This is a genomic window from Gordonia effusa NBRC 100432, from assembly GCF_000241305.1.
Classification (GTDB): domain Bacteria; phylum Actinomycetota; class Actinomycetes; order Mycobacteriales; family Mycobacteriaceae; genus Gordonia; species Gordonia effusa.
Genome location: NZ_BAEH01000045.1, coordinates 1 through 19803 on the forward strand (window position 1 = coordinate 1; position 19803 = coordinate 19803).

18 protein-coding genes are annotated in these 19803 nt (G+C 63.0%); 6 read left to right on the plus strand and 12 right to left on the minus strand.

The features are described from left to right. Positions 1-319 (plus strand): helicase HerA-like domain-containing protein (locus tag GOEFS_RS07770; RefSeq protein ID WP_007317348.1); only part of this gene is annotated, 319 nt, incomplete at its 5' end. A 16-nt stretch (positions 320-335) separates the two neighbouring features. Here GOEFS_RS07770 and cmrA read toward each other — a convergent pair. The 3 genes from cmrA to GOEFS_RS07785 are packed head-to-tail and all read right to left on the minus strand — an operon-like array spanning position 336 to position 3833. After that, positions 336-1139 carry a mycolate reductase gene (cmrA, locus tag GOEFS_RS07775; RefSeq protein WP_007317349.1) on the minus strand — a complete coding sequence of 268 codons (804 nt, stop codon included), beginning with the start codon at positions 1137-1139 and terminating at the stop codon, positions 336-338. A gap of 33 nt (positions 1140-1172) precedes the next feature. Continuing rightward, positions 1173-3230 (minus strand): NADPH-dependent 2,4-dienoyl-CoA reductase, encoded by a 2058-nt coding sequence (locus GOEFS_RS07780; RefSeq protein ID WP_007317350.1) that lies wholly within the window; start codon positions 3228-3230, stop codon positions 1173-1175. Between the two features lie 54 nt (positions 3231-3284). Continuing rightward, entirely contained in the window at positions 3285-3833 is a 549-nt protein-coding gene (locus GOEFS_RS07785; protein ID WP_007317351.1) for a PadR family transcriptional regulator, read from the minus strand. A gap of 530 nt (positions 3834-4363) precedes the next feature. Between GOEFS_RS07785 and GOEFS_RS07790 the strand changes: the two genes are divergently transcribed. Further along, entirely contained in the window at positions 4364-6763 is a 2400-nt protein-coding gene (locus GOEFS_RS07790; RefSeq protein WP_007317352.1) for a hypothetical protein, read from the plus strand. Here the strand turns inward: GOEFS_RS07790 and GOEFS_RS07795 are convergent. From GOEFS_RS07795 to GOEFS_RS07815, 5 genes are read right to left on the minus strand one after another with little or no spacing between them, the layout of a single operon-like run. Beyond that, positions 6760-7155, minus strand: a complete 396-nt coding sequence (locus tag GOEFS_RS07795; RefSeq protein ID WP_007317353.1) for a type II toxin-antitoxin system VapC family toxin — start codon at positions 7153-7155, stop codon at positions 6760-6762. The genes GOEFS_RS07790 and GOEFS_RS07795 overlap by 4 nt on opposite strands. Next, the gene (locus tag GOEFS_RS07800; RefSeq protein ID WP_007317354.1) at positions 7152-7418 is read right to left on the minus strand and encodes a type II toxin-antitoxin system VapB family antitoxin; all 267 of its coding nucleotides are present in this window, start codon (positions 7416-7418) and stop codon (positions 7152-7154) included. The genes GOEFS_RS07795 and GOEFS_RS07800 overlap by 4 nt, the downstream gene beginning before the upstream one ends. 41 nt (positions 7419-7459) lie before the next feature. Continuing rightward, the gene (locus GOEFS_RS07805; RefSeq protein WP_007317355.1) at positions 7460-7876 is read right to left on the minus strand and encodes a molybdenum cofactor biosynthesis protein MoaE; all 417 of its coding nucleotides are present in this window, start codon (positions 7874-7876) and stop codon (positions 7460-7462) included. Then, complete coding sequence (gene moaCB, locus GOEFS_RS07810; RefSeq protein ID WP_007317356.1) at positions 7876-8898, minus strand: bifunctional molybdenum cofactor biosynthesis protein MoaC/MoaB; 1023 nt, start codon at positions 8896-8898, stop codon at positions 7876-7878. Before moaCB ends, GOEFS_RS07805 begins: the two co-directional genes overlap by 1 nt. After that, complete coding sequence (locus GOEFS_RS07815) at positions 8880-10058, minus strand: molybdopterin molybdotransferase MoeA (RefSeq protein WP_007317357.1); 1179 nt, start codon at positions 10056-10058, stop codon at positions 8880-8882. The genes moaCB and GOEFS_RS07815 overlap by 19 nt, the downstream gene beginning before the upstream one ends. A 77-nt stretch (positions 10059-10135) precedes the next feature. Between GOEFS_RS07815 and moaA the strand changes: the two genes are divergently transcribed. The 4 genes from moaA (at position 10136) to GOEFS_RS07835 (ending at position 14190) form a co-directional block, all read left to right on the plus strand. Continuing rightward, positions 10136-11119 (plus strand): GTP 3',8-cyclase MoaA, encoded by a 984-nt coding sequence (moaA, locus tag GOEFS_RS07820; protein ID WP_040524740.1) that lies wholly within the window; start codon positions 10136-10138, stop codon positions 11117-11119. Continuing rightward, positions 11112-11387 (plus strand): MoaD/ThiS family protein, encoded by a 276-nt coding sequence (locus GOEFS_RS07825; protein ID WP_007317359.1) that lies wholly within the window; start codon positions 11112-11114, stop codon positions 11385-11387. The genes moaA and GOEFS_RS07825 overlap by 8 nt, the downstream gene beginning before the upstream one ends. 170 nt (positions 11388-11557) lie before the next feature. Continuing rightward, positions 11558-12982, plus strand: coding sequence for an MFS transporter (locus GOEFS_RS07830; RefSeq protein ID WP_007317360.1), 1425 nt, complete (start codon positions 11558-11560; stop codon positions 12980-12982). Between the two features lie 26 nt (positions 12983-13008). Further along, complete coding sequence (locus GOEFS_RS07835; RefSeq protein WP_007317361.1) at positions 13009-14190, plus strand: uroporphyrinogen-III synthase; 1182 nt, start codon at positions 13009-13011, stop codon at positions 14188-14190. A 14-nt stretch (positions 14191-14204) separates the two neighbouring features. Here GOEFS_RS07835 and GOEFS_RS07840 read toward each other — a convergent pair whose 3' ends face one another. From GOEFS_RS07840 to GOEFS_RS07855, 4 genes are all read right to left on the minus strand, one after another. Beyond that, positions 14205-14906: a sirohydrochlorin chelatase gene (locus GOEFS_RS07840; RefSeq protein WP_007317362.1), complete on the minus strand. Its 702-nt coding sequence runs from the start codon at positions 14904-14906 to the stop codon at positions 14205-14207. Positions 14907-14916: 10 nt separating this feature from the next. Further along, positions 14917-15345, minus strand: a complete 429-nt coding sequence (nirD, locus tag GOEFS_RS07845) for a nitrite reductase small subunit NirD (protein ID WP_007317363.1) — start codon at positions 15343-15345, stop codon at positions 14917-14919. 49 nt (positions 15346-15394) lie between these two features. Then, entirely contained in the window at positions 15395-17950 is a 2556-nt protein-coding gene (nirB, locus tag GOEFS_RS07850) for a nitrite reductase large subunit NirB (protein ID WP_007317364.1), read from the minus strand. 99 nt (positions 17951-18049) lie between these two features. Continuing rightward, positions 18050-19777: an NTP transferase domain-containing protein gene (locus tag GOEFS_RS07855; protein ID WP_007317365.1), complete on the minus strand. Its 1728-nt coding sequence runs from the start codon at positions 19775-19777 to the stop codon at positions 18050-18052. Positions 19778-19803: the final 26 nt, after the last annotated feature.

The following is a 19803-nucleotide window of genomic DNA, read 5'->3' on the forward strand; positions in this document are numbered from 1 at the left end:
GGGCGCGGAGGGCATCAAGGCCGCTGCGACCGCTAGCCCGCTCTTCGCCAAATACGGCACCGCGATCGACCGTGAATCCGCCTACGAGTTGCTGACCGCAAAGGTCGCACCGCCACCAGCACAGGAAGAGGGGCTCGGAGCATCGGGAGAAGTGGCTCCGCCAGAATCTGCAGCGCCTGCCCCGACCAAAGAAGAGCCCGGCATGATCACCGAAGTTCTGAACAGCCCGGCGATGAAGAGCTTCTTACGATCGGCGGCAAGCGCGGCAGGCCGTGAGATCAGCCGCTCGATCTTCGGTACGGCTAAACGTCGCCGTTAAGCGGTAGCCCAGCGGCTCAGTCGGCCATCTTGCGGTAGAAGGTCCCGACGATCGGCGCCACGATCTTGCGCGGTGAATAGCCGCCGGCCACCGACATCGCCTTGGAGAGAGCTCCGGGGACAACCCGCATCTTGTTGCGTCCCAACGCATCTAGGCTCATCTCGGCGACCTTGTCAGAGGAATGCCAGAGGAAATCCGGCACCGCCGCGTCGACGTTGCTGGCCTCGTCGGCAGTGGGAGTCTCGGTCCGCACCGGCCCCGGCGCGAGCAGGGTTACGTGGACACCTTGATCGGCGACCTCGCCGCGCAGCGATTCACTAAACGTGTTTACGAACGCCTTCGATGCCGCGTATGTCGCGTTATTCGGGATGGGCATATTGCCGGCCGCCGACCCGACCATGAGAATGCCACCGGATCGGCGCGACACCATTCGCGGCAACACGGCAAGCGTGAGGTCGTGGACGGCATTGACGTTGAGACGTGTCTGCGCGCGCTCGTATTCGGCGTCGAGTTCGTACAGCCGGCCGAAGGTCGCGATACCCGCGTTGTTGCACAGAATCGAAATCTCGCGTCCGGCCAGTTCCGCCGACAGGACCTCGACCGCGGCTGGATCAGATAGGTCGACGGCGCGAACTTCGACGGTCACGTCGTATTCATTGCGCAACTCGGTGGCTAGGTCTTCCAAGATTTCGCCACGGCGGGCGACGATGATCAGTGAATACCCGCGCGAGGCGAGAACGCGCGCGAGCGCCATACCGATACCCGACGATGCGCCGGTGACTACTGCTCGACCGTCGACTGACGGAATGGGGACTGCCATTCCGTCAGTCTATGACGCGTCGATGCCGCAGTTTTAGTTGATACTCGCGGCGACCTCGGTGCCCTGCCGGATCGCACGCTTGGCATCGAGTTCGGCGGCCAAGTCGGCTCCACCAATCACGTGGGTGGTTACACCGGCGACGGTCAACGGGTCGACCAGGTCTCGTACTGATTCCTGTCCGGCGCAGATCACCACGTTGTCGACCTCGAGGATTCGCGACGGAGTATCAGGATCATCGAAAGACAGGTGCAGACCGGCGTCGTCGATCTTGTCGTAGCGGGCGCCCGAAATCTGTTCCACGCCTTTCATTTTCACCGTCGCGCGATGTACCCAACCGGTGGTCTTACCGAGGGTCTTGCCCTGACGTCCCGGCTTGCGCTGCACCAGGTAGACGGTGCGGGTCGCGGGCAAGGGGCGCGGCTTGGTCACGAAGCCGGGTTTGGTCAGATCCTCGCTGACGCCCCATTCCTGTTCCCACTCTTTAAGATTCAGAGTTGGCGACTCGTCGACGGTAAGGAATTCGGTGACGTCAAAGCCGATGCCGCCGGCACCGATTACCGCGACCCGCTTACCGATTTCTCGGTGGCCGAGTACCGCATCGGCGTAGGACATCACCATCGGGTGATCGACGCCGTCGATCTTGGGGACGCGTGGGGTCACGCCGGTGGCGACGATCACCTCGTCGAACTTGCCGCCGTCGGTGCCCTCGATCAGCTCCTCGGCGGTGACTCTCTTGTTCAAATGCACTGTGACATTGTTGATTTCGAGCTGGCGGGTGAAGTAGCGGACCGTCTCGTTGAACTCTTCTTTGCCCGGGATGCGTGCGGCGATGGAGAACTGTCCACCGATCTTCTCGCTACCCTCGAATAGTTCGACGCGGTGACCGCGCTGGGCAGTGGAGACCGCCGCGGCCAAGCCGGCCGGGCCCGCGCCGATGACGGCGATGTGCTTGGCTCGTCGAGTCGCGCCGAGGGTCAGTACCGTCTCGCGACCGGCGCGCGCATTGAGCAGGCAGGAGACCTTCTTGCCGACGAAGGCGTGGTCCAGACACGCCTGGTTGCAGCCGATGCATGTGTTGATCTCGTCGCCTCGGCCGGTCATCGCCTTGTTGACGAACTCCGGGTCGGCGAGAAGTGGTCGAGCCATCGACACCGCGTCGACGCGCCCGCGCTCAAGGATTTCCTCGGCGACTTCGGGAGTGTTGATGCGGTTGGAGGCGATCAACGGAATCGACACTTCGTCGCGCAGACGCTCGGTGAATTTCACGAATGCGGCACGCGGCACCGACGTGACGATGGTCGGGATTCCCGCTTCGTGCCAACCGATGTCGGTGTTAATGGCATCGACGCCGAACTCTTCGGCCTTGCGGGCCATCAGTGCGATCTCATCCCAGGTCTGGCCCTTGCGAACGAAGTCGGCGATGGATTGGCGCAAGATGACGGGGAAGTCGCGGGGGACCTGTTTGCGGACCTCTTTGATGATCTCGACGAGGAACCGTTGCCGATTTTCGGTAGAGCCGCCCCACTTGTCGGTGCGGTCATTGGTGTGTGGACAGAGGAATTGGTTGATCAGGTAGCCCTCGCCGCCCATCAACTCGATAGCATCGTAGCCCGACTTTCGGGCGAGTTTGGCGCCCTGCCCGAAGGAGCGGATGACATGCCAAATCATCTGCTCGGTCATCTTGAAATGCTTGAACGGATGGATCGGTGACGGTTCGGAGCCGGCGGCCACCTTGAGCGGGGTGTATCCGTAACGCCCAGCGTGAATCAGCTGGATAGCGATCTTGCCGCCCTCTTTGTGGACCGCTTTGGTCAGTCGGCTGTGTCGATGGACGTCGACCGAGTTGGTCAGCTTACCCGCGAACGGGAGCAGCAGGCCGGTACGTGTTGGGGCGAATCCACCGGTGATGATGAGGCCGACTCCGCCACGTGCGCGCTCGGCGTAGTACGCGGCCAACTTGTCGGTATCCCAGTAGCGGTCTTCGAGGCCGGTATGCATGGACCCCATCACCGCACGGTTTCGTAGCGTGATGCCACCGATTCGCAGTGGCTCGAAGAGTCTGGGGTAGTGGGGGTTTGGTGCGGTCGACATTGCGCTCCTTCGTGAAACGGTGATCGGCCGGGGGCTGTCCGGCGATCGCAGGGTTTAGGTGTCGGTGTGCTGGCGAGTCAGCGCGTCGATGACTTCATCGCACCAATCGATGAAGCCCTCTTCGGCGCGAATTCCGCCGCGCAGCACCAGATATTGGTGCAGTTTGCGGCCGGACAACGCACCCGGATTTGGGTAGTCGTCCTTTTGAAATCTTGTGTAGAGGTCGAGCTGAGCAGAGTGCAGGTCACGCTGATGTCGCATATCGGCGATCGTGTCGTCGATGTTGCCGTGTTCGGCGGCACGGAGCTTTACGCCGAGTTCGTTGCGCAGGTGCTGTACCGGGGTGCGGGTCGCCACCCATTCGCGCAGCGCCTGACGCCCAGCGTCGGACAGCGTGTAGACCTTCTTGTCCGGTCGGCCATCTTGAGCCACCGGTTCAAAACTGACCAGGCCGTCGGAGTGGAGCTTTTTGAGCGTCCGATAGATCTGCTGATGTGTTGCGGACCAGAAATGGCCGATAGAACGTTCGAATTGGCGCCCGAGTTCGTAACCGGTGCCGGGTCGCTCGGCTAGCGACACCATGATCGCGTGTTCGAGAGCCATGTGAACAAGGTAGCAGTGCAACTTCGCACTATGCAACGACGCGCATAGCGGTCGAAGAATCTGTCGAAGATGCGAAACCCCGCCCGGACGTGGGTCCGAGCGGGGGTTTCGACTGAGGGCTAGTGCGCGGGGCCGCGCAGAATCAGCGCCATTCCCAAGTCCACTGACGGCGACGGCGGTCCCACACGCGGCGCCGCTGGCGACGACGCTCCTGGTGACGGGGCGGCTGTCCGGGACGGTAAGGCTGAGGCATCTTCGATCTCCTTGATTGGGATTTTCTGTTGTGCGACAACGTATGTCGAACACAGACGAAGGTAGGTGACCGAATATCGAATGCCCTGCCGCGCCGCTGTCAATCGACTGTCAGCGTGCCGACTGGGTGATTGTCCCAATTGTCCGTGCCCCCTAAACGATCCAAGAATCGACATACCTCCACATCGAGGCTTGACCAGGGGCGACCATGGAAGAACCAGTCACATGTGGGAAATGGAGGGCGATATGCGCCGGATCCAAATTCGTGGAGGTGTGACATGGAAACGGTGCTGAAATTAATCACCCATGGAGTCAGTGGGACGCCGGCCGCCACGATGCTGGGTATCGCGGAACCGAAGGTGCGCAGCATCGAGACCTACGGCGGCAAGTATTCGGGAACTTTCAGTGCATCGAGCGACGATCTGAAGGGGACTGCGCCGCCGGAACGTGTCGGCTATCGCTGGTCGTCGATGACCGCGGGGACGTTGCGGCAGTTGTTGTGGATAACGCTGCTCCCATTTGCGCTGATCAACGTCGCCTGGTGGATGCTGCCGTCGGACGAGGTCGGTCCCGGCCGGATCAAAGTATTGAAAGCTCTGTACCGCGCACTCGGTGTATTTCTTACGGCCATCGTCACTCTGCAGACGATGGTTATCGTTGTTGATTTGGTTTTCGACCAGTACTTACGGCACAGGACAACGCCGGACTGGCTTTCCGATGCCTGGCTCCTCTCGGTAATCGCCATCGCGATAGTTATCGGAGCCGCGTCGCTCTTTCATCGCCTCTCGCAGATCAACACCGACGGTGACGACGTGGACGAACCTTCGGACGTAGGCGTGCCGGCTGCGGATGGCTCGTCATGTGGTTTGGCCCGCGATGAGTTCATGTTTTGCACGGACAGTTCGGCGCCCGCACTGCAGACCGCACATGGGTTGATGGTGTTCGGTGTGGCGACCGCTTACTGCTCTGGATGGCCGTTCGTCGACAGTCAGACCACCCCATGGGACGTGGTTTTAGGTCTCGTCGGTTGGGTCATCGCTGTTGGTGCGGCGCTACTGGCGGCTTTCACCCACAATCCGCGTGGTCGGGGGATAGGCGTCGCGATCAGTGGTGTTTTCGCCGGTTGGGCTGGCTTCGCGTGGGTAGCGGCGAGTGCTTTGGTCTTCATTGCGACCGCGATATGGATATTGCCGACGACGCAGGAGACCAATCGGCTTACCGAGGTGTCGTCGTGGACCGTCCTGGTAGCGGGTGCCGCCTACGGTGTCGTATTGCTTTGCGCCGCAATACTGCTGGGGCTCTGCCAGGGTGGGCCGGCCGTCAATGTTGATGGCTACCGTCCGTGGCTTCGTGGCATGCACAGCGCGTGCGTTGCCACTCTTGCCGGATTGATCGGGTTTACCGCGGGCATCGCGATCAGCATCGTCGTGCAGACAATGCTGACGCCGGCATTCAAGTGGGATTCGGTGTGGAGCGCCAAGGCCTGGGCGACCCTTCTTGTCAACGGCGGCAGCAAGTTTCAGTTGCCCTGGGTGTACGAACCAGTCGCAAGAATGTGGGGGGTGACAGTCGTCGTCGTTGTTCTCGTCGCACTCACTTGGTATCTCACCGCCGCTCGGTGGTCTGTGCGCGATCGGCTGGCGTCGGCGGCGCGTCTGCAAGCGGAAGGTCTGCCAGTTTGGGCTCCTGCCACAGAGGACGAGACTCCGACAGCGATGGATAAGGCGCTTCGGTCGTCATGGAAGCGGGCGGGTGCGAAGCTACTGATCCCCTCGGCGATCCTTCTGGTTGTAGTAGTTGCCGTCCTGACTGGCGTCATCTTTTTGTCTGTGAACTCGATGACTATGCCTAGCTGTCTTGCGAGCCTATTAGACTTGCTCGCCAATATTGGGCAGGTCGCAGTCGTCATCGCATTCGTCACCTTGTGCTGGACCGTTGTGCGTTCGGCCTTTCCGGGAAACGCTGTGGGACGACGCAGTTTGGGTGTCCTCTGGGATCTCGCGTCGTTTTGGCCACGCGAAGCGCATCCGGTGGTTCCACCGAGCTATGCACCTCGAGCGTTGCGCGATATCAGCCGGTACGTGAACTCCCGCGACGTGTCGCGGGTGGTGCTGTGTGGTCACAGTCAAGGCTCGGTCCTTATGTACGCGGCGGCGCACCGAATCTTGGAGTGGACCGAAAAGAAATGTGAGGTATCGCTTTTCACCTACGGATCGCAATTGCGCTGGGCCTACGGGCGGGCCTTCCCGGCTTATCTCAACCTGAATACGCATGTCGAGCTTCTCGACCACATCGATAGTCGCTGGATCAATATGACCAGGTATACCGACTACATCGGGGATAGCGTACTTAGTCGAGAGCAGGCGGATGAGGAGTGGTTCGTGATCGGGACGTTGAACGGCGAACCGTCATGGGTCGGAGCGAATCAAGGACCGCTGATCGTGGGCGAGTCAATTCCGTTCGGCCAGAACGCTTTCGGTCGATACGTGGGAACGGCCAAAGTGAAAACAACCACCCTTCCTATCGAGGTCTGGCTTCTCGATCCGGTGGGTGACCCGTTTGGCGGTGGGCAGGCGCTTCGCAAGCATTCCGGCTACACCTGGAGTGAAGCCGGACCCTCAGATACGAATGCGGTGTGGGAGTGGTGCATTGAGCAATTGTCCAGTGACAATTCTTAGTATTCGGCAACTCGAACATCGGTGTGGCTGAAGTCGTTGCCCACAAAGAGCAGCGGGCGGTTGGTATCGATCGCTAGTGCGTACGAAAAACAATCCCCGAAGTTCAGTTTCGCAGGGTGTCCCGATCCTTTGCCGAATAGCTGATACGCGCGTCGGGCGATTCCGGACTGTTGCTCGGAGAATTCCTCAACGACAATCTCTGACTCGCGAATTAGGGCTTCGACATATCGCGAGACTGTCGGGTTTGGATGCCTGTCGCTGACTAGCAAGGTCTCCAGGTGGGTGGCTGCTGACATGGCAAACGGGCCATCGGACCTCAAAACCCGCGACAGCGCATTGGCCGATGACTCATTGTTGGCCACGGCTATCAGCGCCGACGTGTCCACAATCATGCTGGGAGCCCATTTTCGTCGTAGAGATCGCCTTCCGTCGGTAGCCGATGCGAATCGGTGTCTGCCCAGGCGCGTTGCAAGTCTTGAATGATGGCGTCGATCCGTTGGGCTTTGGCCTGTGCATTTGCCGTATTCGCTGTCTCGTGTTCAGCGAGGAGTCGCTCCAGTGCCAATTCGATGACACTGGTCTGAGTGCGGCCGGTAATCGCGGCGGCCTGTTTTGCCAATGCGCAGACCCGCTCGTTCTTGATATTTAGCCCCATGGGTAGAAGTCTACCTCAACGTCTACCTATCTACCCGGTCATCAACACTGCCCAGTCTGCCAGTCCGATGCACCGTCGGCGTACGTCTCGAACTTCCAGATCGGAACCTGAGTCTTGATCTCGTCAATCACTTTGGCGCACAAGGTAAATGCTTCGGCTCGGTGGGGCGTGGCCACCGCTACGACGACGGCGACGTCGCCGATGCGCAGGTCACCGATCCGATGCTGTGCTGCTACCCGGATATCGCCGGTTCGGTACTTCGCGCAGACGTGCGCCAGAAACTCCGCGGCCCGCGGATGGGCGTCATATCGCAAGGCTGTCACCGAGCGACCGTCGTGATGATCGCGCACGACGCCGGTGAAGGTAACTACCGCGCCGTCCGCGTCGGTGCGTACCGCACCCTCGCAACCGCGCGGGTCTAGCGGTTCGTCGACGATCCCGGGGAGATGGGAAACCATCAGTGACCACCGCCATCGGCAAGGTGGAACAGATGCGAGACAAGGGGATCGAGCACCGCGATACCGTCCTTCACGCCGCCCTTCGATCCCGGCAGATTCACGACCAGCGTACGCCCGGCGAAGCCGGCGAGTCCGCGACTGAGCGACGAGTACGGTGTTGCCGCCCGACCTGTTTCGCGCATGGCCTCGGCGATACCGGGCAAAGTGGTGGTCAGGTGTGGCGCCGTCGCTTCGGGGGTGTGGTCGTCGGAGGTTGGTCCGGTGCCGCCGGTGGTTATCAGCAACGCGGGGTGCTGTGCGAGAGCGTCGCGGATGGCGTCGGCAATGTCGGCATCGGCGGCGACAATAGGGTCACCGACGTCGAATCCTTTGCCCGATAACCACTCTCGAATAACGGGCCCGGTGGCATCGGTTCGTTCCCCGCCTGCGATCCGCGTGGATGACACCACCACCGTCGCGCGTCGTCCCGGATAGACGTCGACCGTGCCGGGAGCAACGGTTCGCGACGGTGCGGTGGCGGGCGTTTCGTCACGACGCCAACATCCGTGTCGTCCACCATCTTTGGCCATCAGCGCGATATCGGTCATCGACGCCGATGGGTCAACCGCTTTGACCATGTCGTGCAGGGTCAGGCCGGTAATGCTGACCGCGGTCAGGGCCTCCATCTCGACGCCGGTACGCCCGGTGGTCGATGCCGTCGCAGTCACCACCACGGCATTGTCAGTGAGTTCGAAGTCCACATTCACTGAGTTCAACGGCAATTGGTGACATAGCGGAATGAGATCCGAGGTGCGCTTGGCTCCCATAATGCCCGCCACGCGAGCGACGGCGAGAACATCACCTTTCGGGGCATCGCCGCTACTGATCAACGAGATCACCTGCGGCGTAGTGCAAAAGATGCCGCGCGCCGTCGCGGTTCTGCTGGTTACGTCCTTGTGCGACACATCGACCATATGCGCGCTGCCGTCGGCGGCGACATGACTGAGTGCGGATTCTCCCGAACCTATGGGGTCAGCGGCCACGTTGGCACCTCCTGGCCCGCGGCCAGATATTCTGCCGCGGAATCGATTTCAATCAAGACGGTGGCGTTCGCGGCCGTCGCGACGAGATGACTGCCGGGTCCGCCGATCACCTCGACAGTTCCGTCCGTCTGCAGTCGCCCACGTAGGAACTGGGCTTTACCCACCACCGACGTGACGTCGGCGGCTAGCCTCGCTGACGTGGGCTCGACCGCCGGGAGGCCACTCGCCGCGCGTAACGCGTTGCGCACCAACACTTCGAACGACACCATGACGCTCACCGGATTGCCCGGCAAACTGATCACTGGCGTGTCTTGCCAAAATGTCAAACCTTGCGGACCGCCGGGCTGCATTGCGATCGGACCAAACCATCCGACACCGGAGAGCAAGTCCCGCACGGGTTCTCGCTCGCCCATCGATACACCGCCGGAGGTCAGCACGACATCAGCTGATGCCGCGGCGGCGGCGAGCTTTTGTTCGAAGTCACCGTCGTCGCCCGCCCGGCCGGTGTAGGTCAGATCAGCTCCATGTGCGGCGCACAGCGCGCTCAGGATCACCGAATTCGATTCGTACACTTGCCCAAAGCCCAACGGATCACCCGGAGCCACCAGCTCACTGCCGGTGGAGATCACCGCGACGCGGGGGCGGCGGAACACCTCGACCGTACCGGTGCCGGTTGCGGCGAGCGCGGCAAGATGGCGCGGCGTGAGTACCGATCCACCGGCAACCACGACCGCTCCCGCCGCAACATCTGCCGCGGTGCGGCGCACGAATGCTCCGACGTCGGGCGCCGAGCGAAAACTTACGGCGCCAGCCTGCTCCCGGGACTGCTCGACCGGAACCACCGCGTCGGCACCCGAGGGGAGTGGGGCGCCGGTCATGATCGCCGCCGCGGCGCCAGAAGGCAATGTGGGCGGCGCGGTGTCACCCGCGTAGACCCGTGCGGCCACCGGCAGCGGTTCATCGACAATGACGTCGGCGGCCCGTACCGCGAAGCCGTCCATCGCCGAATTGTCGAACGCCGGCATCGGAGCTAGCGCACCGACATCGGCGACAACCACTCGTCCGTGTGCGCTGTGCAGCGGAACCAGCTCGCTTCCGCCGAGTCCGCTCAGGGCATGCGCGATCGCGGCGCGGTGTGCGGAAACGTCCCTGCGGCTCACCGTTGCGAGTTTAGGCCCAGGACTACCGGTGATGCTCCAGCGGTGCCTCAACCGTTCGCCAGGTAGCGTTGATCATTATGTCCCTGCAAGACTCCTTCGGGCGTCGAGCACGAGATCTGCGGATTTCGCTGACTCAGGCGTGCACCCTCCGGTGCCGATACTGCATGCCCGCAGAAGGTCTGCCGCTGCTGCCGCGCGAGGAATTACTCTCGATCGACGAGGTCGCTCGTCTGATCGACATCGGCGTCAGCGATCTGGGTATCGACGAAGTGCGGCTGACCGGGGGCGAACCACTGGTGCGACGTGATCTGGAGAAGCTTGTCGCTACGGTGCGTTCCCGCCACGCTGACCTGCCAATTGCCTTGACTACCAATGCGGTTGGGCTTGCCCGCCGTGCACACGACTTGCGAGCCGCGGGTGTCACCCGACTCAATATCTCCCTCGATACCGTCGATGCCGAGCTATTCGCCCAGGTGACCAGACGCGACCGGCTCGCCGACGTTGTCGCCGGAATAGACGCCGCACGTGACGCGGGATTCGCACCGATCAAGGTAAACGCGGTCGCGCTACGATCTACGGTGTCGTCGGCCTCCGAACTACTCAACTGGTGTATCGCCCGCGGACTGGAACTGCGGTTTATCGAAAATATGCCGCTCGACGCCGACGCCACGTGGACGGCATCGGACCTGATCACGGCGGCCGACGTGCTAGAAGAACTGTCGCGCCATCATCGGCTATCACCGATTGGCCGTGTCGATCCGGGTGCACCGGCTGAACGCTGGCTGGTCGACGACGGACCAGCGACCGTGGGCATCATCGCCTCGATGACCCGGCCGTTCTGCCGCACCTGTGATCGCACCCGGATTACTGCCGAAGGCCGAGTGCGGCCATGTCTTTTCTCGGACGACGAGATCGACCTTCGTACGGCCATGCGTAGCGGCGCATCCGATGCCGAGGTCGCCGAACTCTGGCAACGGGTCACCGCGCGGAAATCCGCCGGGCACGCGGCGTTAGGCGTGCTGACCCATCCTCGTCGGACCATGGGGGCTATCGGTGGCTGACGAATCAACGGCAACGCCCCGGCCGATCCCGATCAATGTCAGGTACTTCGCGGCGATCGCCGACGCAACCGGTTGCCGGACCGAAACACTCGACGTCGCGTCCGCGACGGTCGGTGGTCTTCGGACTGCGATCGGCGACCGGCACGGTTCGCGGGCCGGTGATTTGGCCCAGTTGTGCTCGGTTCTGAGCGGTGACGAAATGTTGCGCGACGCCGACGCAGCCGTCGGGGGCGAGGTGGACTTATTACCGCCGTTTGCCGGCGGCTGACAAAACCGCAGGTCACCTATTGTCCGTCGGCGTCTCACGGTGCCGGGGGCGCGGCGGTGAGAACCCGGTTACCCATCGGACACGGCGGGACGCCGTAAAGCAACAAATCATTCCTAACGTCGCTGTGGTCGGCATAGTGCCGTACCTGAAGCTTGGAAAGGCGGAGGTTGATGAGTCGCTCACACACCATCACCGATTGGGACCCCGAAGACGTCGAGGCATGGGAAGCCGGTGGCAAGCAGATCGCCCGGCGCAACCTGATCTGGTCGGTTGCCGCGGAGCATGTCGGCTTCTCGGTGTGGTCGCTGTGGTCAGTGATGGTGCTGTTCATGCCGACCGATGTCTACGGACTGTCGGCTGGCGACAAATTTCTCATCGGCGCAACCGCGACGCTGACCGGAGCGCTATTGCGATTCCCGTACACGATGGCGACCGCCCGCTTCGGCGGTCGCAACTGGACCATTTTCTCGGCTTTTGTGCTGCTGATTCCAGTGACGGCGACCATCCTCATTCTGATCAATCCTGGCCAGCCACTCTGGATGTATTTGCTATGCGCTGCCATGACCGGGCTCGGCGGGGGCAACTTCGCTTCGTCGATGACCAACATCAACGCCTTCTACCCGCAACGGCTCAAAGGGTGGGCACTGGGACTCAACGCCGGCGGCGGCAATCTGGGTGTGCCCGCCGTACAGTTGATCGGCCTACTTGTCATCGCCGTCGCGGGTAACCGCGAGCCGTATTGGGTCTGCGCGCTCTACCTCGTCTTCCTGGTAGTCGCCGGCATTGGTGCCGCGCTGTTTATGGACAACCTCGCGACGCCGAGTGTCGACATGACTGCGATGCGCGCAGCTCTGCGTAATCGCAATACCTGGGTGATCTCGCTGCTCTACATCGGCACTTTCGGTTCGTTCATCGGGTTCTCCTTCGCGTTCGGCCAGGTTCTGCAAATCACCTTCAAGGCCAACGGCCAGTCGGTCGCCGATGCGACGTTGCACGCGGCTCAGATCGCGTTCATCGGCCCGCTGCTCGGGTCGATCGCCCGGGTCTACGGCGGCAAGCTCTCCGATCGAATCGGTGGCGGCAAGGTGACCTTGTGCACCTTTGTGGGTATGGCGCTCTTCGCCGGCGTCTTGATCGCGGCGTCAACCAGCACGGGTTCGGGCGCCGCGAGCGGAGCCGCGATGGCCGGCTACATCGTCGGATTCATCGCACTGTTCCTGTTGTCGGGCACCGGAAATGGCTCGGTCTACAAGATGATTCCGTCGATCTTCGACGCCGCGTCGCGCTCGCTCGACGCCGACGAGGCGACTCGAGCGCATTACTCGCGGTCGATGTCGGGGGCGGTTATCGGAATCGCCGGAGCGATTGGCGGTCTGGGCGGCGTCGGAATCAACCTGGTTCTGCGTCAGTCATATCTCACTCAGGGCACCGCAACCGCGGCGTTCTGGGTTTTCGGAGTCTTCTACGTGATCGCCGCGATCATCACCTGGCGCGTGTACGTTGCCGTGCCGCATATCTCGATCGACGACAAAGTCGCCGAGGAATCGGTCGGCACGGACAAACCCGCTCGTGGGACAATCAAGTCAACGGTGTGAATAAGAGATCGAACGAAAGCGGGTTGATGGGCGGCGGATCAGAGCCCGGTGACGCGACAACCTCCGCAGCGGCGGATCGAAGCGATATTCTGGCTTCGAAGACTCCGCTGGCGGGGTTCACGGTGGCACTTACCGCGGCGCGCCGCGCCGACGAATTCGAAACGTTGTTGCGGCGGCGTGGGGCCTCGGTGGTCTCCGCCGCCGCGATTTCGATGGTTCCACTCGCCGACGACGATCGGCTGCGAGAGATCACCGACGAGTTGATCGCTACGCCACCGGACCTGCTAATCGCCACTACCGGCATCGGCTTTCGCGGTTGGATCGAAGCCGCCGATGGATGGGGGTTGGCCGAATCGTTGCTCGATGCGCTCGGGAGCGGTCGCGTTATTTCCCGTGGTCCCAAGGCGACCGGTGCACTGCGTGCGGCTGGTCTGCGCGAGGAATGGTCGCCGGCATCGGAATCGTCGGTTGAAGTGCTCAGCCATTTGACCGAACAGGATCTGGCCGGCAAACGGGTTGCCGTGCAACTACATGGCGCGACCGACGATTGGGACCCGGTGCCGGGCTTCTTGGCCGACCTCGCCGCGCGAGGGGCCGGGGTGGTCGGTGTGCCCGTCTACCGATGGGAACCGCCAACGGACACAACGGCTTTCGATTCGTTGATCGAGGTGCTCGCACTCGCTCAGGTCGACGCGGTGACGTTCACATCGGCGCCGGCAGTGGCCTCGACGTTGATGCGCGCCGATGAATTGGGACTGCTCGAAGGCGTGCGTCGCGCATTGTCCGGCCCGGTGGTGCCGTACTGTGTTGGACCGGTTACGGCCGGTCCGCTGGCTCGTATTGGTGTGGAAAGCGTTGAGCCGGAACGGATGCGACTCGGCGCTCTCGCCCGTCTGGTCGCCGACGATCTCCCGCGGCGCAGGCCGACGCTGCGGGTAGCCGGTCACGATCTCGGTATACGTGCGTCGGCCGCGGTCATCGACGGCGAGGTCCGGGACCTCTCGCCCTCGGCGCTGTCATTGCTGAAGATGTTGGCGCGCAAGCCCGGAGATGTCTGCTCGCGCGAGGAGCTCTTGGCGGTCCTGCCCGCGGCTGGTGATGACACCCACGCGGTGGAGGCTGCCATCGCACGATTGCGAGCGAGCCTGGGCGCGAAGGAGGTTGTGGCGACAGTGGTGAAGCGAGGGTACCGCTTGGCGGTCGACTGATCTGGTGTGGAGCGTCAAACCAGAACGGCGGCCCGATGCCGCGCGCACACCAGCTTGACCACACTGGGATGCAGTCCGAGTGGTTCGCTGACTACGTCGGCTCCGCTGTCGTAGAGACGATGCTGAAAGAGACCGTCGGCCAACAGATACGACGCTACGGCTACCCGACGTCCGGAGTCCTCACGCACCGATGACACCACTTCGTGAACGGCCGGGTATCCGCCCGAACTCGGCGGCGCGGCGAAGCCGATCCGCACCCTGGATCCGACTAGCGACGACAACAGTGTTGCCGTCGTACGGATCTCACCCTGCGCGCGCGGATCCGATGAACCGGCGGCGGCAAGCACTACCCGGTCACCAGGCCGCCAGCCGGCGTCGATGAGCCGGTCCAGCATGACTCGAGCCAGTTGCGGGGACGGTCCCAGCGCGCCGGTAACGCGCACATCCGGATGTGCCGCGGCCGCAACATGTTCGGGAATATCGACCCGGACGTGATAGCCGCTGGACAGAAACGCGGGAATCAGAGTGACTGAACGACCGCCGAGAGTTGCCAGCACCTCCGATGGAGTCGGCCCCAGTACGTCGACGAATGCGACGCGGACCTCTTCAGTCAGGACTTCCGAAACCTGTTGTGCCAAATCGCCGATCATCGCGACGCCGTGCGGATTGCGGGTTCCGTGTGCCACCAAGAGGGTGGCGGGGGATAGGTCGGTCATGGCAAGACGCCTACGCGCTCTTCGGTGCCAGTCCGGCGACCGCACCCGAGCGCGGCCGGTAGCCGAACCGGATGTCGGGCGTATTCGCGACGAATACCGTCCCGTCGAGTCCGATCCTGGTGGCGTACACCGGAATCGACACACCTTCGGCATCGAGGCACCGGCCGTCGAGCAGGCTGAAGGCCTGCTTCTTCAGCGGCGATTGCACTACTGGAAAGCCGCCCCGGTCGCCGACGATGCCGCGCGAGAGCACCGCTGCCCGACCAATCGGGTCGATGTTGCCGACAGCTTTGATGCTGTCATCGGCTAGCCGAAACAGGGCAACCTGGGCGCCGTCGGGCAGCAGAACCGCTACCCCTCGCAACGGTTCTAAGCGCGATGCCGGGCAGGCCGGCGTCCAGTCGCGGGTCCAGCGGTGTAGATCGAAGTTGATGCTCATGGGTGTCGGGTCCTTCTGTGCGGGAGTCAGTTGTGCGGTGGGGTGACACTCACGGGCGGCCGAATGCGGGCGTACCGATCAGCACCGGTACCTTGCGGCCGTTCTTCTCGCCGAACTCGACGGTCGGGTCCGGAGCACCGGGTGCGTTGACGAAGGAGACGAAGCGAGAAAGTTTCTCGGGATCATCGAGAACGCCCTTCCATTCGCACGCATAGCCGTCGACGTGGCGGGCCATTGCCGCCTCGAAGTCGTCGGCCAGCCCCAAACTGTCGTCCACCACAACCGATTTCAGGTGATCGAGACCGCCCTCGAGGCTTTCCAGCCACGGCGCGGTACGTTGCAGCCGGTCGGCGGTGCGGATGTAGTACATGAGGAACCGGTCGATGTAGCGGACGAGCGTCTCGCCGTCGAGATCCGACGCGAGCAGCAGCGCGTGTTTGGGAGTCATCCCGCCATTGCCGGCAACGTACAGGTTCCACCCCTTTTCCGTTGCGATTACGCCGACATCCTTGCCGCGAGCCTCCGCACATTCGCGTGCGCAGCCCGAGACACCCATCTTGATCTTGTGCGGCGATCGCAGGCCGCGGTAACGCAGTTCGAGGTCGATCGCCATCTGCACCGAATCCTGCTGTCCGTACCGGCACCAGTCGGTTCCCACGCAACTCTTCACCGTGCGCAATGACTTGCCGTACGCCTGCCCGGATTCCATGCCACCGGCTACCAGACGGCCCCAGATCTCGGGCAATTGATCGACGGTCGCACCGAACATATCGATGCGTTGGCCACCGGTGATCTTGGTGTAAAGCCCATAGTCCCGGGCGATTTCACCGATCAGGATGAGATGTTCGGGAGTGATGTCGCCGCCGGGAACGCGGGGGACCACCGAGTAGGTGCCGTTGCGCTGAATATTGGCGAGGAAGTGATCGTTGCTGTCCTGCAGCGACGCCTGCTCGCCGTCGTGGATGTGATCAGAACTCGTCGACGCCAGAATTGAGGCGACCGTCGGTTTGCATAGGTCGCAGCCGGTGCCGGTGCCGAACCGCTCGATCAGGCCGGTGAAGGTGCGAATGCCGCTGGCCTGTACCAGTTCGAAGAGTTCGGCACGCGATTGACTGAAGTGTTCACACAGTGACTTGGAGACTTCGACGCCCTCCGCGGCGAGCAGTTGTGAGAGCAGCGGGACACACGAGCCGCACGATGTTCCGGCGTTGGTACATCCTTTGAGCGCGGCGACATCGCATGCGCCGTTCTCGATCGCCGCACACAGAGTGCCTTTGGAGACGTCGTTGCAGGAGCACACTTGTGCGGCGTCGGGCAGGGCTCCAATGCCGAGTGCGGGAGTATCCGAACTCGACGGGGCGATCAACGACACCGGATCACCGGGAATTGTCGATCCGACCAGCGGGCGAAGGATGCCGTAGGAGCTGGCATCACCGACGAGCACACCGCCGAGCAGGGTCGAAGCGTCATCGGAGAGAACGAGTTTCGCGTACGTACCGTTTATCGGGTCACTGACGACAACGTCGAGGGCGCCCGGGGTGGTGCCGAGCGCATCACCGAAGCTCGCGACATCGACGCCGAGAAGTTTGAGCTTGGTAGACATATCGGCACCCGGAAACACGGCGTCGCCATCGAGTATTTGGTCGACGACGACCTCGGCGGTCGCGTAGCCGGGGCCGACCAGACCGTAGCAGCGTCCTTCGATCGCGGCGACCTCGCCGATGGCGAAGACATCGGGATCGGATGTGCGGCAATTGATGTCGGTCAGGACACCGCCGCGCTCAGCGAGATCGAGGCCAGCGGCCCGAGCCAATTCGTCGCGCGGGCGGACGCCGGCGGAGAACACTAGCAAGGCGGCGTCGATGACCGTTTCGTCCTTGAGAGTGACCTTGAGCCCGTCACCGTCCCGCTCGATCGAGGTGGTGCCCGAGGCCAGTGAGATGTCGATGCCGAGCGCGCCAATCATGCGAGCCAGGTGTTCACCGCCGCCTTCGTCGATCTGCTGAGGCATCAGGCGCGGATTGACCTCCACCACATGGGCTTTCAGTCCAAGACTGCGCAGAGCGTTGGCGGCCTCCAGGCCGAGTAGACCACCGCCGACTACGACGCCGGTCGCTTCGGAGTTGGTCTTGAGAGCCTTTTCGGCGTCGGCGCGGATATCGTCGAGGTCGTCGAGGGTGCGGTAGACGTGGCAGCCCTTGCTGTCGTGGCCGGGTACCGGAGGAACGAAAGCGTATGAGCCAGTGGCCAATACGAGTGTGTCGTAGTCGAATTGCCGACCATCTGCCGTCGTTACTCGGTGGCCGGAGCGGTCGATGTCGGTGACGCGCGCGTCGAGATGCAACTCCACGTTCGCATCGCCCGCGTAGTCGTTACCGGGTAGCGCCAATTGCGAGCGGTCCCACGCGCCGACGTACGAGGAAAGTCCAACGCGGTCGTAAGCGCGGTCGGATTCCTCGGCCAGTACGATGATCCGCCATTGTGAAAGTTCGTCGCGGGTGCGCAGAGCCTCGATGAAGCGGTGGCCGACCATGCCGTGGCCGACAACGACGACGGTGCGCTGTGCGCCAGCGGCGGAGTTGGCGGTGAAATCCTCGGTACTCATGTAAGCAACGGTAGGAAAACGGTGTTGCGGCAAGGTCGCCTCGCGTTGCCTTGTCGTCACGTAGTTCTCACAGCCAACAATCGGCCGCCGTGAGAGTCGCTATCGGAGGTATTCGACCAGGTCATCGTCGTGGGCGCCGGGGGGAATAAGTGCGAATCCCCGAGTCCCAATCAGCGCGTGAAGATGCGCGGTCGGTATTGAGCGTGGCGCCGACCACCGCCCGGTGCCCGTTGGAGTGACCGGGACCATCCGCCAGCCGCCGGGTCGGGCCGCCGCGCCGAGGTGTTCGACCGCGATGAGTTCAGGCTGGCGGGCTACCGCGCCAAGGAGTCTATCGGTGATCGGGCCGACGAGCAGCGTAGCGCCGGCGACGGCCGCGAGTGGGTTTCCGCCGAGGCCGACAACCACCGGCCCAGACGGGACCGCTGCGACCAACAGTGATCCGCCAGGCCGTATGTCGATTCCATCGACGATGATTCTCGCGTCGACGTCATCGAGCGCGGTGCGCAGATAGTCGGCGACTCCTCGGCCGGTCGCGCCGATCAGCACCACTAGGTCGGCGATGTCATTGCTCAGTGCTGCGACGAAAGCCGCGCGACTATCGCTCAGATGTGCGCCCGAATTCACGTGGCATCCGTTGCGTCGCAACATGTTACGGACCGCGTCCGATGCGGTGTCGACGATGGTACCGGGACGTTCGGCGGTGTCAGCGATTTCGTCGCCGGTCGTATGAACGAGGACGCGCAGCGGACCACGCACGTCGACCGTTTCGGTTCCAGCGGAACGGGTCACCGAGATGACGGCGTCATCGACTCGCGTGCCGGCTGGGACGAGAACGTCGCCGGTCGACCATTCCGATCCTTGGCGCCGCGTATCGTCGCGATCGAGAGACGTTGCGACAAGCGTGGTCTCGTCGATGATGACTTCTTCGTCGCGAATGACGCGCTGTGCGCCCGGAGGGAGCATGGCGCCGGTGGCAATACGCACCGCCTGACCGGGCAGCAGTGTTGGATGGATCTCGGTGCCCGCGGAAACATTGGCAGCCAACAGTTTCCACGGTCCCGGGCCGGCGACGGCATAGCCATCCATCGCCGAGGTATCAAATGCGGGGAACGCTTGTGCGGCATGCACGTCGGCGGCGAGCGCCGCACCCAGAGCGTCGGTAGGCGGCATCGAGTGTCCCGGTAGCGGGCTGAGTTCTTGTCGAAGGACCGCGGCGGCGCGCGGTGGGGTGAGCCGCCGGGTGGTGGCCTTAGCGCGGTGGCGTGCGATATCGAGATCGGCGGCGGTGTCGACGTCAGAGACCGCTCGATCATCGAGTGTCACGCCGAGTGTCCCGGCTGGGACTAGTGCGCGCATCGCGGGGCCGGTTGCGCCGGAGAGGGATTCACGGAGCGCGGATGCACTCCACACGCCGACCAGGTATTGCATCCGTCCAGAGGAATCCAGCGCGAACGCGGCCGGAGCGTGCGCCGCGTGGCGGGCGCGCGACAACTTGTCGAGGTCGCGGGCGGATAGGAAGGGCACATCCGCGGCGAGAACTGCGATCTCATCGTCGCCGATGACACATTCGGCGTCGAGTGCCGCCAATCCGGCCGCAACCGCTGGTGCGGGTCCGGAGCCGGGTGGGTCTTCGCGAACCTGGAGGATCGTCGAATCGAGTTCACGCGGTGGCCCCACAACGACGATTCGTTCGGAATCCGAAACCGCGTCGAGGGCGACGTCGAGGAGTGCCCGACCGCCGACGCGCAGGGACGGTTTGTCGACGCCGCCCATACGGTTGCCGCGTCCACCTGCGAGGATGATCGCGAACATCGGGTAGGCCATGTGACAACCGTAATGTGCCGATCGCG